Annotated in this window: 11 protein-coding genes and 3 pseudogenes; 6 read left to right on the forward strand and 8 right to left on the reverse strand. The window is 70.7% G+C overall.

Features of this window, described 5'->3' with window-relative positions; all coding sequences use genetic code 11:
- Together ACFUPX_RS17825 and ACFUPX_RS17830 are read left to right on the forward strand one after the other, a co-directional pair.
- A partial coding sequence (locus tag ACFUPX_RS17825; RefSeq protein ID WP_383322666.1) for a cupin domain-containing protein occupies nucleotides 1–1,171 on the forward strand: 1,171 nt, incomplete at its 5' end.
- 10 nt (nucleotides 1,172–1,181) lie between these two features.
- Nucleotides 1,182–2,078: a sucrase ferredoxin gene (locus tag ACFUPX_RS17830; protein ID WP_383322669.1), complete on the forward strand. Its 897-nt coding sequence runs from the start codon at nucleotides 1,182–1,184 to the stop codon at nucleotides 2,076–2,078.
- Here the strand turns inward: ACFUPX_RS17830 and ACFUPX_RS17835 are convergent.
- A pseudogene (locus tag ACFUPX_RS17835) lies at nucleotides 2,056–2,307 on the reverse strand (hypothetical protein); the annotation flags it as partial. The gene ACFUPX_RS17830 and the pseudogene ACFUPX_RS17835 sit on opposite strands and share 23 nt — an antisense overlap.
- Before the next feature lies 1 nt (nucleotide 2,308).
- Between ACFUPX_RS17835 and ACFUPX_RS17840 the strand changes: the two are divergent.
- Nucleotides 2,309–2,744 (forward strand): annotated as a pseudogene (locus tag ACFUPX_RS17840) (hypothetical protein); the annotation flags it as partial.
- Nucleotides 2,745–2,776: 32 nt separating this feature from the next.
- Here ACFUPX_RS17840 and ACFUPX_RS17845 read toward each other — a convergent pair.
- Entirely contained in the window at nucleotides 2,777–3,400 is a 624-nt protein-coding gene (locus ACFUPX_RS17845) for a GyrI-like domain-containing protein (RefSeq protein ID WP_383322671.1), read from the reverse strand.
- A 131-nt stretch (nucleotides 3,401–3,531) separates the two neighbouring features.
- Here ACFUPX_RS17845 and ACFUPX_RS17850 point away from each other — a divergent pair, with 131 nt between their 5' ends.
- Nucleotides 3,532–5,127 carry an amidase gene (locus ACFUPX_RS17850; RefSeq protein ID WP_383322674.1) on the forward strand — a complete coding sequence of 532 codons (1,596 nt, stop codon included), beginning with the start codon at nucleotides 3,532–3,534 and terminating at the stop codon, nucleotides 5,125–5,127.
- A gap of 52 nt (nucleotides 5,128–5,179) precedes the next feature.
- Here ACFUPX_RS17850 and ACFUPX_RS17855 read toward each other — a convergent pair.
- Nucleotides 5,180–5,359, reverse strand: a pseudogene (locus ACFUPX_RS17855) (transcriptional regulator); the annotation flags it as partial.
- Nucleotides 5,360–5,400: 41 nt separating this feature from the next.
- On the opposite strand from ACFUPX_RS17855, the gene ACFUPX_RS17860 reads away from it, so the two are divergent.
- Together ACFUPX_RS17860 and ACFUPX_RS17865 are read left to right on the forward strand one after the other, a co-directional pair.
- Entirely contained in the window at nucleotides 5,401–5,991 is a 591-nt protein-coding gene (locus ACFUPX_RS17860; RefSeq protein WP_383322919.1) for an SDR family NAD(P)-dependent oxidoreductase, read from the forward strand.
- A 113-nt stretch (nucleotides 5,992–6,104) separates the two neighbouring features.
- Nucleotides 6,105–7,607, forward strand: a complete 1,503-nt coding sequence (locus ACFUPX_RS17865) for an MFS transporter (protein ID WP_383322677.1) — start codon at nucleotides 6,105–6,107, stop codon at nucleotides 7,605–7,607.
- Nucleotides 7,608–8,065: 458 nt separating this feature from the next.
- On the opposite strand, the gene ACFUPX_RS17870 is transcribed toward ACFUPX_RS17865, so the two are convergent.
- The 5 genes from ACFUPX_RS17870 to ACFUPX_RS17890 all read right to left on the reverse strand — a co-directional run bounded on the left by ACFUPX_RS17870 (nucleotide 8,066) and on the right by ACFUPX_RS17890 (nucleotide 13,833).
- Entirely contained in the window at nucleotides 8,066–8,608 is a 543-nt protein-coding gene (locus ACFUPX_RS17870; RefSeq protein ID WP_383322680.1) for a DUF1707 domain-containing protein, read from the reverse strand.
- A 94-nt stretch (nucleotides 8,609–8,702) separates the two neighbouring features.
- The gene (locus tag ACFUPX_RS17875) at nucleotides 8,703–9,260 is read right to left on the reverse strand and encodes a hypothetical protein (protein WP_383322683.1); all 558 of its coding nucleotides are present in this window, start codon (nucleotides 9,258–9,260) and stop codon (nucleotides 8,703–8,705) included.
- A 190-nt stretch (nucleotides 9,261–9,450) separates the two neighbouring features.
- Nucleotides 9,451–10,284, reverse strand: coding sequence for a class I SAM-dependent methyltransferase (locus ACFUPX_RS17880; protein ID WP_383322686.1), 834 nt, complete (start codon nucleotides 10,282–10,284; stop codon nucleotides 9,451–9,453).
- Between the two features lie 64 nt (nucleotides 10,285–10,348).
- Nucleotides 10,349–10,720: an STAS domain-containing protein gene (locus ACFUPX_RS17885; RefSeq protein WP_383322689.1), complete on the reverse strand. Its 372-nt coding sequence runs from the start codon at nucleotides 10,718–10,720 to the stop codon at nucleotides 10,349–10,351.
- 146 nt (nucleotides 10,721–10,866) lie between these two features.
- Entirely contained in the window at nucleotides 10,867–13,833 is a 2,967-nt protein-coding gene (locus ACFUPX_RS17890; protein WP_383322692.1) for an AAA family ATPase, read from the reverse strand.

A 13,833-nucleotide genomic window follows, 5' to 3' on the forward strand; every position in this document is an offset into this window, starting at 1 on the left:
CGCCCCAGCAGGCGTCGGCGTCCTGGAGACACGGCTCACCGGCCTGAGCCGGGAGGAGTTCGCTCGTGACGTCTGGGCGCGCACAGCGCTGCTCACGCGACGCGCGAGTGAATTCTCCGATCTGTTCTCCGCCGATGCCGTGGACGAACTGACCTCGCGTCGCGGGCTGCGTACGCCCTTTCTGCGCGTGGCCAAGGACGGCTCCACGCTCCCTGAGTCGTCCTTCACCTCGCCCGCCGGTGTCGGCGCCACCATCGCCGACCAGTTGGACGACACCGCCCTGTGGCGCAGCTTCGCCGACGGCGCCACGCTCGTCCTGCAAGCGCTGCAACGCACCTGGGGGCCGGTCGGCGACTTCACCGCCCGGCTGAGCACAGAGCTCGGCCATCCGGTGCAGGCCAACGCCTACGTCACCCCGCCGCAGAACCGCGGGTTCGACGATCACTACGACGTCCACGACGTCTTCGTCCTGCAGATCGACGGCTCCAAGCGCTGGCTCGTCCACGAGCCCGTACATCCCGACCCGTTGCGCGATCAGCCCTGGACCGATCGCCGCAGCGCCGTCGCCGACGCCGCGAAGGGCGAGGCCTGCATCGACACCGTTCTCGAGCCCGGTGACGTCCTCTACCTGCCGCGAGGCTGGCTGCACGCCGCCCAGGCGCAGGGCGAGGTCTCGATCCACCTGACGCTGGGCGTCCACAACTGGACGCGCTACGCGCTCGCCGAACAGCTCGCCCAGGCCGCACTCGCGGCGCTGCGCGACGACCCCCGGATGCGCGGCACCTTGCCGCTGGGCGTGGACGGGCCGGACGGCGAGCTCGACGTCGTCCGCGAACACCTCGTAGCCGCCGTCGCCAAGGCCGATCCCGCTCCGCTGTTCCACCGCACCCGGCGTGGCCAGGGACGCCCCGCGCCGCTCGGAACGCTGGCCCAGCTCAAGGCCGTCGACGGCCTCGGCCCTCACTCACGGGTGCGGCTGCGTGGAGAGCTGGCAGCGCGCCTAGAGGGCCCGCGCCTGACCACGCGCGTCGGCTGGCTCGACTTCCCCGGGAGCGACCTGCCGTCGGTGACCCGCATGCTCGACGGCGAGGTCCGCACCGCCGCCGAACTCGGCGTCGAACTCGTCGAAAGACTGCTGCGCGCGGGCGTGCTGGTGCCCGCGGAACAGTGACGAGGCCGAGGTGACCGCGGCAGACCGCTTCTTCTGCGCCGAAGCCGCGCGGACACGCGCCGACTCCCTCGCGGGCACCGCACCGTACGGCTCCGTCTGGGTACTCGTCGAGTACCGGGGCGGCTGGCCGCCCAACGGCTTCGACGGCCTTGATCTTGATCCCGACACCAAGGGACTCGTGTTCTCCGCCGCCCAAGCGGTGCGGGCACGCGTGCTGCTGATCAGGCGGCACGGACGCAACAGCCCCGAAGGCCCCAAGCGCTGGGCCGTGCTGCACTACGAGAACTCCGGCGCCTACCGCCAGCAATGGGGCACATGGAGCCGCGACCAGGACCTGGCGCAGGTCGCCGAAGCCCTTGGTGCCCCCGGAGAGCTCGGCTGTCCGCCCGTCGTCCTCGTCTGCGCCCACGGTCAGCACGACACCTGCTGCGCCGTCCGCGGGCGGCCCGTGGGACGCGCCCTGAGCGAGCGCTGGCCGGACCTGGTGTGGGAATGCACCCACGTCGGCGGTGACAGGTTCGCCGCCAACGTCGTCGTCGCACCGGACGGCGTGTACTACGGCGGTCTCGACGCCGCGTCGTCAGTGGCAGTGATCGAGGACCACTTGGCAGGCCGGATCCACGCGGAGTATCTGCGCGGATACACGGACCTCTTCCCGCCGCAGCAGGCCGCGCTCTCAGCCGTCCTCAGACGCTTCGGCCCGGCCGGTCGGCATGATTACGAGGTCGTCGAGACGTCGCGCGAAGACAGCCGCTGGCGCATCCGCATCACCGGACGCTCGCCACGTCCAACGGCGTTCGACGTCGAAGTGCACTCCCACCGCACGCCGCCGTATCAACTGACCTGCCGAGGGCTGTCCATGAGTTCGGCCGCCGTCTACGAGGTCACCTCGATCGGCGTCGGCTGATCGGCGGCCCCTGGCCGGCGAACCGAACGCCGGCGAGTTCTTCGGAGACCCGCCACACCCGCTGGGCCTCTTCGGCGTCGCGCAGGTGGCTGTACAGCGTCTGCTCCAGGGTGTCCTTGGCGCGGCCGACCTCGGGGCGGGCGGCGAGCAGGCTCGTCGGCGCGATGCCCGGATGGGACAGGTTGCTCGTGATGCCCCGGCCCTCGGCTTCGCCGCGCCGCTGGAGCTGCGCCCGGCTGGAACGCGAACGCGGCCCGCAGCCGTCCGAGCAGATGATCGCCTCCCTCGCGCAGGGCCTCCACCTCTCCCTGGACGAGCGCGACCACCTCTTCCGGCTCTCCGGGCACACTCCGCCCGCCCGGGGCACGACCGGCGAACACAGCGGCCCCGGTCCGCTCCGCATCCTCGACCGGCTGGACGACACCCCTGCCGAGATCGTCACCGAACTCGGCGAGACGGTGCGCCAGAGCCCGCTCGGGGTCGCGCTCACCAGAGCATGAGGTCGGCATCCGTCCGCACGAGGTCAAACGCTTCGTCCACCCCGAGGTCGGCGTCCTGGACCCGGACCAGTCGCACAGCCTGCTGGTGTACACGGCCGCACCGGGCAGCGAGAGCTACGACCGGCTTCAACTGCTGTCGGTCATAGGAGCGCAGGCTATGCGCTGAGCGGTCGATGCGAGCCCCCAAGTGAACAGCCCCTACCGGCCGATGGGTTCAACCGGCTGACGCAGGACGGTCTTCATCTTCTCGGAGGCGGTCTTGCGGGGATCGCTGAGGTAGACCTCATGGTGCAAGCCCGACACGCGCAGGCCGTTGGCGTCGAGGTACGTGTGGTGCAGCTCGTGCAGCACGGGTGCTTCGTCGTCGTAGGAACCGACGTGCAGCACCTGCGCGCTGGGGCCCTCGTGGAGGGTGAGGTGCCGCAGCTGTGAGATCGCGGGGAGCTTCTTCTTCGCCAGTGCGGTCTGTTTGGCGTCCTCGATCATCTCCTTGGTGACCCAGGAGGGCATGCCGATGAGCATGGTCCAGTTCCAGGTGTCCTTGGCGCCGCTGGTGAAGGCCTCGGGCCGGTCCGCCCACCACAGGCCTTCCAGTGGCGCGACGACGAAGTCGCCGCCGGCCGTGCGTTTGGCGGCGAACTTGAGGGTGTACGCGACCGCGTAGAGCGCCTCGACCGCGTGGGTGTAGGCGGGCGCGGTATTGGGGTTCCCGCTGCCGTCGGCGGCGATGAACTGCTGCTCGGGAACGTCTACGACGGCCCACGCGGTGTTCTTGGGTGCGTAGAGGGCTTTCTGCTCGCGCTTGACGTCGTACGGCGCCATGGGCGTCTCTCTTTCTGGAGGTGGGCCGCGGTTCCTGCACTTGTACGCGCTCCGGCGAGGTCCCGCACCCTTGCGCCGGAGGCTGCCCGTGTAGTCCGCTGATCCGCATGGGGAAGAGGAGCATTGCCGCAATGACCGCCGCCCTTGTCGCGGGGTCCCTTCTGACAGGCGTACCGGACGCTGGTGCGCAGGCCGTCGAGCACGGTGCCGGGAGCTCGTCGCCGCCGACCGGGGCGCTCGGGCCCGGGGTCGATCTGGACACCGTGACGATCCCGGAGTTGCAGGCGCGCATGGCGGACGGTTCGCTGACCGCCTCGAAGCTGACGCGGGCCTACCTGCGGCGGATCGAGAACGTCGATCCCAAGATTCACTCGGTGCTGCGTACCAGCCCGACGGCCCTGCGCCAGGCGGCCGCCAGCGACGTCAGGCACCGGCGCGGCGAGACCCTCGGGCCGCTGGACGGCATTCCCGTTCTGCTCAAGGACAACGTCAACACCCGTGACATGCCGACCACGGCCGGGTCGCTCGCGCTCGCCGGGAGCCCGCCCGACACCGATGCCGCGCTCGTCACCCGGCTGCGGAAGGCGGGAGCGGTGATTCTCGGCAAGACCAACCTGTCCGAATGGGCCAACTTCCGCGCGGCGAAGCCGACATCGGGATGGTCGGCGGTGGGCGGGCAGACCCACAACCCCTACGTCCTCGACCGGAATCCGTGCGGGTCCTCCGCAGGCTCGGCCGCCGCGCTCGCCGCGTCGCTGTCGCAGGTGGCGATCGGCACCGAGACGGACGGTTCCATCGTGTGCCCGGCCGGGATGAACGGCGTCGTCGGCCACAAGCCCAGCCTCGGCCTGGTCAGCCAGTCGGGCGTGGTGCCGATCTCCGCCGAACAGGACACGGCCGGACCCATGGCACGCAACGTCATCGACACCGCGCTCACGCTTTCCGTGCTCAGCGGTGGTGAGGCCTCGCGTGGTGACGGCGCCCGCCTCCCGGCCAAGGACCCGGCGGCAGATCTCGCCGCCCACTCCAGCAGCCTCCGCGGCAAGCGCATCGGCCTGTGGCGCCTGCCCTCGCTCGGATCCGACGTAGACGCGGTGATGACGCGTACGGCGAAGAAGCTGCGCAAGGCCGGAGCCGTGGTCGTCGAGGTGACGCCCCCGTACCAGGCGCGGCTCGCCGAACTTGAATTCCCGGCGCTGCTCAGCGAGTTCCACCGGGACATCGACGCCTACCTCGGCACGCGCGAAGGGCCCCGGAACCTCGCCGAGCTGATCGAGTTCAACCGCAGCCACTCCGAGGAGCAGACCTGTTTCGCGGGCCAGGAGCTGTTCGAGCAGGCCCTCGACGCGCCGCCCACCACCGACCCCAAGTACCGTGCCATGCGCGCCGAGTTGAAGGACCTCTCCCGGCGCTCCCTCGACGAGACCATGGCCGCCCACCACCTGGACGCCATCGCCGCGCCCACGAACCCGCCCGCCTGGACGACCGACTGCGCGCGCGGCGACAACGACGTCATCCCGTCCTCCACGCCGGCGGCCGTCGCCGGATATCCGTCCCTCTCGGTGCCCGCGGGATCCGTGCACGAACTGCCGGTCGGCCTGCTCCTGATGGCGGGCGACCACCAGTACGGCAAGCTCCTGTCGCTGGGGGCCGCGGTGGAGAACCGGCTGAAGGCCTGGCGAGCGCCGCGCTACCTGCCGACGGCCGGGTCCGGCGCGTCGCGGTGAACACGAGGCTTCGCCCAGCTCCGAGCACGTCGAGGTTCGTGTGTCCGGGATTTCAACCGACGAGGGTCTGTGTCCCTATGACAGACAGGAGCGCGAGGCGTTCGGCGTCCTCGGTGCCGGGCTCTGCGGTGTAGATCATGATGTGCAGGTCGTTGCCGGTGACGTGGAGGATGTCGCAGTCCAAGGTGATCGCGCCGACGGCGGGGTGGTCGATCGTCTTGTGCGCGCCGGGGGGTCCGCACCGTCGCGGCCGACCTCTCCACCCCGGAGGGGATCGACGCCGTAGCCGCGTACTGCGCGGACGAGCCCGTCGACCTGCTGATCAACAACGCCGGTGTCTCCCACTACATGCCGCTGGCCGACCTGCCCGCCTCGCGGGCCCGCGAAGTCGTCAACGTCAAGGTCCTCGCCCCCACCCTCCTCATGAACGCCGCCGTGGGAGGCATGCAGGAGCGCGGCAAGGGCGCGATCATCAACATCGCGGGCATGATCGCCTTCAGCGGTCCCGCGGGGCCCGAGGTCATGCCGCGCCGCGCCGTCTACGCGGGCACCCTCGCCCACCTCGTGGCCATGTCCCAGACGCTCGGCGCGGAACTCCAGGGCACGGGAGTCACCGTCCACGCGGTCTGCCCCGGGATCGTGGCCACCAACTTCCATGCCGTCCAGGGCATCGACGCCAGCGCCATCCCGCGGATGAGTGCCGAGGACTTCGTCACCGGCACCCTGCGCGGACTGGAACTCGGAGAGGTCGTCATCGCCCCCGGCGTCGAGGACCGCACTCTCCTGGACAACGTCTTCCAGGCCGACCTCGCCGCTTTCGCCGGCCAGAGCCCCACCCTCGCCACCCGCTACCGAACCAGCTGACTCCCGCAGGGAGCAAGTCGACCGGGGGGGGGGCGTCCTGTCGCCCGCTTTGACAACCCATCGTCACCACTTTACCTTCATTGTGAAATTACTTCACCATGGAGGTATCTGGCGTGCGTGACCCGTCCCCCACCCCCGACGAGACGACCGAGCCCTACCGGTGGCGGTGGCTGATCCTGGCGGTGATGATCATCGCGGAGATCATGGATCTCCTGGACGCCTCGATCGTCAACGTCGCCGGACCGGATCTGGAGAAATCCCTCGGTGCCGGTTCCGTCGGACTGCAGTGGGTGATCGGCGGCTACGCCCTCACCCTGGGCGCCGGGCTCGTGCTCGGCGGCCGGCTCGGCGACCGCTACGGCCGGCGCCGGATGTTCCTGATCGGACTTGCGGCCTTCACCGCGAGCTCCCTGCTGTGCGCGGTCGCGCCGAACATCGAGTCGCTGATCACCTTCCGCCTGCTGCAGGGCACCGCAGGAGCGCTGCTCCTGCCCCAGGGCCTGGGCCTGCTGCGGGAGAACTTCTCCGGCCCCGAGCTCACCAAGGTCTTCGCGATCTTCGGACCCGTCCTCGGCCTTGGCGGCATCATCGGCCCGGTCCTGGGCGGCTTCCTCATCGAGGGCGACTTCTTCGGCCTGGGCTGGCGGTCGGTGTTCCTGATCAACCTGCCCATCGGCATCGCGGCACTGATCGTCGCCGCGAAGTTCGTGCCCAGGAAGGCGGGCGACCGCGCGGTACGGGTCGACATGACCGGCGCGGCCCTGATCGTGACCGCCTGCGCCCTGCTGGTACTTCCGCTGAACCAGGGGCAGGAGAACGGCTGGCCGCTGTGGACATGGCTGTCCATGGCCGCCTCGGCGATCGGTTTCGCCCTCTTCGCTCTCCAGCAGCGCCGCACGGCCGCCGCGGGCCGCGAGCCGCTGGTGACCCCGAGCCTGCTGCGCAAGCCGGCCTTCACCGTCGGGCTCGGCGGCATCGCCCTGTTCTTCGGCGGGCTCATCGGCACACAGCTCGTGCTGACCTTGTTCCTCCAGATCGGCCAGCACTTCACCGCCGGAGACGCAGGACTGGGCAACCTGCCCCTCGCGGTCGGCACCGCGATCGGCGGAGCCGTCAGCGGCGCGTTCCTCGCCGACAAGATCGGCCGCAAGGTGCTGCAGATCGGCCCGCTGGTCCAGCTGGCCGGAGCGGCCGTGCTGTGGTTCGAGCTCGACGGCCTCGATGCCGCCTCGTTCTCGATCTGGGACATCGCCCCCGGCGTCACGGTGGCGGGCATCGGCGCCGGCATGGTGATCGCCGCCCTGTTCAGCTTCATCCTGGCCGCGGTCGACGACGACGAGATCGGATCCGCCTCCGGTGTCCTGTCGGCAGTCCAGGCGGTCGGCGGCTCCATCGGCGTCGCGGTCTTCGGCTCCCTGTTCTTCGCCCAGGCCAAGACCGGTGACTTCACGAGTGGCTTCCACCACGCGCTGATCGTCCAGGCGTGCTTGCTGGTGGTCTTCTTCGCGATCACCTTCCTTCTTCCGAAGAAGGGCCGCCCCGAAGAAGAGCAGCACGGCGTCGCCCCCGCGACGACTGCCGACGGCTCCGACACCAAGCAGCACCTCACCGTGTGAGACCCGGCCGGGGGCCGTGCGGGACGAGGGGCCCCCGGCCGGTCCGAAGGACCGCGTATCCGAAGGACACCGGCGACGACTTCCTCCTCGACTTCATGACCCAGGTCCGCATGCCCTCGTGGTCCCGGGGGCGCTGCCCTCGTACGGCCTCCGGCGAACTCCAGGCCGGCGGCATCGGGCCGGCGCCATGTGGATACAGGAAAGCCCCGGCTGGACGGGGGAGACCAGCCGGGGCGGTATGCATGACATGCGGAGGGCGGTCGCCTCTCGGCGAAAGGCTCCATGGGGCTTCAGCCGAACGATCTTCCCCATGGGCTATAGGTGAGGCCCGGGGACACTGTCCCCTCCGCAGTCACAATTACTTGAACGATGCACCCTGCACGGATGTTCCGTACCAGTCCGGTGTACGGGGGTGAACTGAATCACAGCGAAGACGCCGGGCTTGGCTGCTGGGAACCTCAACGTCGCGCGTGGCGGATCGTCAGCCGTCCGTACCCCATGGTCCCGGAGATGCGGATCCGCGGCCCCCCGGGGCGGGAGGGGCGGCGGGTCTTGTAGCGGGTGTCCTTCCACCCGGTGTGCAGCTCCTCGATGTCGACGATCGCGTCGCGAGGCACCGTGATCTTGGCCTTGCCGGTGCCGAGTTGGAGCTCGATGTCGACTGCCGAGTGCTCGAATTCGGCCCGGGATAGGTTTAGTTGCACTTTTCCGAACGCGGACTCGACCTTGAGCATGCGCGGTACTCGCCATGCGCCACGCCGCTTGATCCGTCCGCTGCCGACGGCAATCGTGGACGTGCTGGCCGCCTTCTCCGCCGGGAGCGTGGCCAGGACCGACACGAGCTCGCTGTGCGCTTTCGCCGTGAGCACCTGGTCGAGGCCCTCGTCCATCTCCTCGTGGGAGATGTGTCCTTCGGCGTACGCCGCCTGAAGGCGCTGCACGGCCGTGTCGCGAGCCTCTTCGTCGATCGGCGACGGCGGGTCTTTCGGCAAAGGAGTCACCGTCTCACTCTAGTGGCGAGCCGACGGAGCGAGCACGTCAAGGTCCATGGAGGGAAGGGTCGTTGAGGGGGAGCCCAGGGAGCGTGCCGACCTCTCAGTCGGCACGTGTGGCAGCCCTCATCTCCTTTTCGAGCGTGGCCATGGAGGACCTCGCTCGCCTGGCCTGTCCGCGGTGCCGTCTTGCGCGCCCGAGTGCGTGGATGAGGGAACGGGCGCGGCGGGTCTCCAGGTCCTCGGTCAGGGCGGTGCGCAGGGCGTGGCCGACATCCACGAGAGCGTCGTACACAGGGGGCGGAACTGATGCGTCCGCCGCGTCTGGGTTCCTGCCTTGGAGCCAGGTCTCCAGCACCTTCTGCACCTCGTTGTACCGGTCGCGGGCACTGTGGGAGAGGTACAGTCCGCCCCTTTGGTAGTACCACTGCTGCAACACCGAATGGAATCGCGCGAGTTCACGGGCTGTCAGCTCGCGACGTGGCCAGCGTGAGATGTATGAGGTCTCCCGCCATATGTCTGGATAGGAGCTCAAGCGGAGGCTGCGCAGGGATTCGTTGATGCCCGCGCGACTGACCAGAGCCGCCTTGATGGCAGCGAGAATCCCGGCGAACAGTGCGCCGACGACGGCGCCGGTGATGGCGGTCACCATCTCGTTCATGAGGAGCCACGCCCGACGTGCGCTGCGGACGAGGTCCTGTGGGCTACCCCGATCCAGGGGAAGTGGTGGGCGCGGCCCTCGTTGGGGATGGCCATGGCCCCTCCCTCGGATCCACGTGGTGTGGCGTTCAGCGAGGATGGACGCTAGGGGGCGCGCCGTCACGCATCCGTCACGGCCGAGTCAACGGCGGCTACGGGCGTCGGACGCGCAGTACGCCGGTCAGCATCGGGAGGGTGAACTCGCCGCTGGCGGTCTCCGGTCGACCCGCGAGGTACGCGCGGATCCTGCCCAGCGCGGCTTCTTGCTCCTTCTCCGGCATGACCAGCATCCCTGCGCGTGTTGCGATGGTGGCGACGAGGGAATCGGCGGTGCGGCGTTGCCCGTGCGGGAATTCGGCCTGCTCCGGCGAGACGAACCGGGCGGTCCCGCCGGTCTTCGGAAGGTGCATGCCGGCCGTCTCGGCCCGCCAGTCGGCCGGTGTGTCACGTGGGCCGATGGCCGCGCTCCCGCTGACCCGCGCGAGTCCCGCCACCCACTCGACCCCATCGTCCAAGAGGTTCCACAGGCCGGCCAGGATGCCGCCGGGTGCGAGAACCCTGGCGATCTCGGGTCCGGCAACGGCCATGTCGAACCAATGCATGGCGTTGCCGGCCAGCACGGCATCGACGGATGCGTCGGGCAGCGGGATCGCCTCCGCGCTGCCCGACAGGGCACGGACAGTCGGCAGCGATCGACGCAACTCGGTCAGCATCGCCGGGTCGGGCTCGACCGCGATGACCTCGGCGCCCAGCGCGGCCAGCGTGGCGGTCAGCTTGCCGGTACCGGCGCCGAGGTGGAGCACGCGCGGCCCGGGTGCGGGCTCCAGCGCCCAGTACACCGAGGCCTGCGCGTAGTCGGGACGGTGCTCGGCGTAGGCGATCGCCGCCGCGCCGAACGACGAGGAATGAAGCAGCCGTTCATCCTGATCCATCCAGCCACCGTAGCGATGGTGCCGACCCACCGTTGCGATGGTGCCGACGGTCATCCACCCCGCCTCACCATCTACATCTACCCACAAGCGGTGCCGCACGGACTGGCATGCCCGACCCTCACTCCGGGTGAAGCGTCAAGCGTGCGGTATCGGCCTGCGACAGTCGGTGCAGCGCTTCGTCCCTGCCGGGATCCCGGGTGAAGATCTGCGCGGTCCCGGTGACCTCCAGCAGGTACCGCACGGCAGGGCGCACCGATGTCAGGATCAGATCCCCTTGCAGCTCGAGCAACCTGGTCCGCAGGGCGAGCAGGTGATCAAGGCCGTGCGAGTCGCACAGCACCAGGCGCCCGCAGTCCAGGATGACGATGCGGTGGCCGCTGTCCATGGCCGCGGTGACCGCGTCACTCAGGAGTTCCGCGGTATGCACGTCGAGCTCACCGCTCACCGCAAGCACGACCGCGTCGCCTCGATGGTGCGCGATCTGCCGCACCTGAAAATCTTCCGTCACTTCCCCTCCCGACCGGAGACAACGCTCCGGAAGCCGTTGGCCGACCGAGGAAAGCTATCATGACCAAGTTAGATTTAACATCTGTGGCTTAATAGGTTTCCTGGTATGGCCGAAGGTGAAGCCACGGGTCAAGGGGTGAGCGCGGCGGCGAGTTGTGTCCGGGAGCGGATGCCGAGCTTGCGGTAGATGCGGCTCAGTACGGTTTCCACGGTCTTGACCGAGATGAACATCTGCTGGGCTGCTTCCTGGTTGGTCGCGCCGGTGCGCACGAGTTCGGCCAGGCGCAGTTCATGCTCGGTCAGGCGTGGGGCCGTCGGTCCCGCTGCAGCACTGGGCGTGGAGGCCTGACCCGTCAGATGGGTCAGGTGATCGTTCGCGAGCGCCGTCCACGGCCGCGCTTCGGCGTCCTCGAAGAGCGTGCGGGCGCTCTCCCACGCAGTGCGCGCGGCGGCGGCACGCCGACGGCGGCGTTCGACGCGGCCGCGCAGCAGTTGGGTGCGGCCCTCCTCGACCGGCAGGCCGAGCCCGGCGAAGACACCTGCTGTGTCCGCCAGGAGTTCCGCGGCCTCTTCGCCGGCGCCGTCGAGATAGCGGCAGAGGCCTCGGGCCCGGGTGAGCACGGCGCGCAGGGCGGAATGTGCGGGGTGCGGGTCCACCCGCTCCTGCATGCGCTCCAGCAGGTTCCTGGCCTCGTCCGTGCGCCCGCTGAGCGCGAACGCCTCTACCGCGTCGCCCTGCCAGCGCAGTACGGCCGGATCGGCAGCCCCGGAGCGTGACTCAAGCTCTGCCACCTCCGCCAGCGTCGCGGCGGCCCTCTCGACATGACCGGTGTGCAGGAGCGCGGCGCCCAGGGCCCACAGCCCGCGTGTCGTGTGCAGCGCGTCCTGCTCCTCGCGCGATGCACGCACGCCGTGGGTGGCGTAACGCAGTGCGTGGGCGAAACTGCCGCCGCTGGTCTCGGCCATGGCGGCCGTGTACCAGGCGGGCCCGGGCGACAGACCGGCAGCCTCGGTGAGGTCGATGGCGCGGGCCGACCAGTGCAGGGCCTGACCGCACGCACCGCGTCCCGCGTCGACCTCGGCGAGGCTGCGCCACAGGTCCACCAGGTCCTCGGGCTCGCCGCACTCCTGGGCCGCGGGCAGCAGTTGAAGCAGCAGGGCGCGGGCCTCGGGCAGGCGGGCGTCGAACACCGCGTGGCGGGCGGCGAGGTACTGCGGGCTGTTGCGGATCCCCAGCCGCGTCGGCGACACGGCCAGCGACAGGGCGCGGTCCAGGGTGGCCGTGGCGGTGTCGTGACGGCCAAGGACACGCTGCATCCGGGCGGTCATCGTCAGCGCGGCCGCCTCCAGCGGGACGGCGTGAGCCGCTTCGGCCAGGCCGGTGGCGGCTTGTGCGTGATGCAGGGCCTGGGCGAAGTCCTCGCCGGAGATGTTCGCCTGCACCGCGGTACGCAGCTCGACGGCGGCGAGCAGCGCGGGGTCCTTGGCCGCGGTTCTGCGGGCGGTGGCGAGCAACGGGCGCGTCCCGGCGGTGTCCTGGCCCAGTGCGTCGACGACGGACAGCAGGGCGTGCACCTGTTGTGCGGGGGTGCCGTGCTCCGCCACGATCCGGTCCGCCGCCAGGCGGGACAGGGCGGCGGAACCGCCGGCCGCGGCTTCCCGCGCGGCCTCGGTGAGCCGGTCCAGACGCAGGTGGGTCCGGCCGGCGGGGGTGAGGCGGGCGGCGAGGAACAACAGCTCGGCCGCGCGCAGGCGTTCGCCCGCCGCGCGGGCCAGAACGGCCGCGTGCGCGGTGTCTTCGGCGACGGCCAGGTCCGGGGATTCGCGGGCCAGTGCGGTGTGCAGGGCGCGTGTGACGGGGCCGTGGCAGCACGCGGCGAGGGCGTGATGAACAGCGGTGCGTCGCTCGCGGGTCACCGTGGCGGACGCTGCCTCGGCAAGGGCCGGTGCGGCGAAGCGGTGCGGCTGGGCCACACCGGATGGGAGAGGTCCCGTGGCGCCGTCCGCGACGACCAACCCGGCGTCAAGGGCGTGGGCGAGATGGTCCTCGGAGTTGCGACACCCACTGTGCCGCAGCAGGTCCGCGTCGCACCTGCCCGCGAGCGCAGCGACCTGGAGCGTGGCGCGGACGTCGGTGCGGACGTCCGCGGGGACGGAGGCGATCCAGGCGGTGGCCAGGTCGCGCACCTGCCGAGGAGGGTCGGGCGGCCCGGTGCAGCCGTCCGCGTCGCCGGACGGCGCGGCGGCGGGGTGGAACCGGAACCATGCGTCGAGCAGGCCCCGGTGGCCCCCGCAGTAGCGGTGGATGGGCACTGCCCAACGAGTGGGCAGCCCGAGGCGCGCGCATTCGGCCGCCGTCTCGGTGAGATCGGAGGGGGGTACGGGCAGCACCGCCGGGTGACCGCCGAGCAGCGCGGCCGCGGCGGCGGGGTGGCCGGTGGTGCGTTCAGCTGCCACGGCGGTCAACTGAGCGGGGGCGAAGGTGCGTACGGCGTAGCCGATCAGGTCCGCGCTGGCAGGGTCGAGCCACTGTGCACCGTCGATCACGAGCAGGGCCGGAGGCCCTTCGGCGAGCAGGCGGATCAGGGCCAGGCGCAGCCTCAGCGGATCATCGGCCGCGTCCGATGGCCAGGCGCCGCTCCACGCGCTGTCCCGCTCAACGGCGCGTGCCCCTACGGTGGATCGCGCATCCGGAATCTCCCCGGGCGCCGTGACGCAGGGCAGAAGCGCCGTCCCGGGGGGCTCCGGGGACTCCGGTGACTCCGCCGTCGGGCCAGATGATCCCGCAGAGGCACCGGCCGCGCCCGCCCCCCGCACCCGGGCCGCACTGAGCAGTTGGACCAGCGCGCTGTAGCCGACCCCGGCCTCGCTCTCCTGCGTACGCACCCACAGGCAGCGCCGCACCGCCCCGGTGCCCCGCACGGATGGCGACTGCTCGGCCAGCGCCTCCAACAGGGTGCTCTTGCCCGAGCCCCACGGACCGCTGACCGCCAGCCGCCCGTGACGCTCCAGCAGCGTGGCGGCGTCATGGACCACGGCGGCCCAGCCGTCCTTCGCCGTCCCCGCATCGCCGCCCGCGCCTGTCTGTCCTTGCAC

Source organism: Streptomyces sp. NPDC057302, assembly GCF_042667685.1.
Classification (GTDB): Bacteria; Actinomycetota; Actinomycetes; order Streptomycetales; family Streptomycetaceae; genus Streptomyces.

Bases quoted from the DNA above. Each gene is read 5' to 3' on its own strand.
- ACFUPX_RS17845 (WP_383322671.1), bottom strand. From the start codon at position 3,400: ATGGCGCCGTACGACGTCAAGCGCGAGCAGAAAGCCCTCTACGCACCC.
- ACFUPX_RS17850 (WP_383322674.1), top strand. From the start codon at position 3,532: ATGACCGCCGCCCTTGTCGCGGGGTCCCTTCTGACAGGCGTACCGGAC.
- ACFUPX_RS17875 (WP_383322683.1), bottom strand. From the start codon at position 9,260: ATGAACGAGATGGTGACCGCCATCACCGGCGCCGTCGTCGGCGCACTG.
- ACFUPX_RS17880 (WP_383322686.1), bottom strand. From the start codon at position 10,284: ATGACCGTCGGCACCATCGCAACGGTGGGTCGGCACCATCGCTACGGT.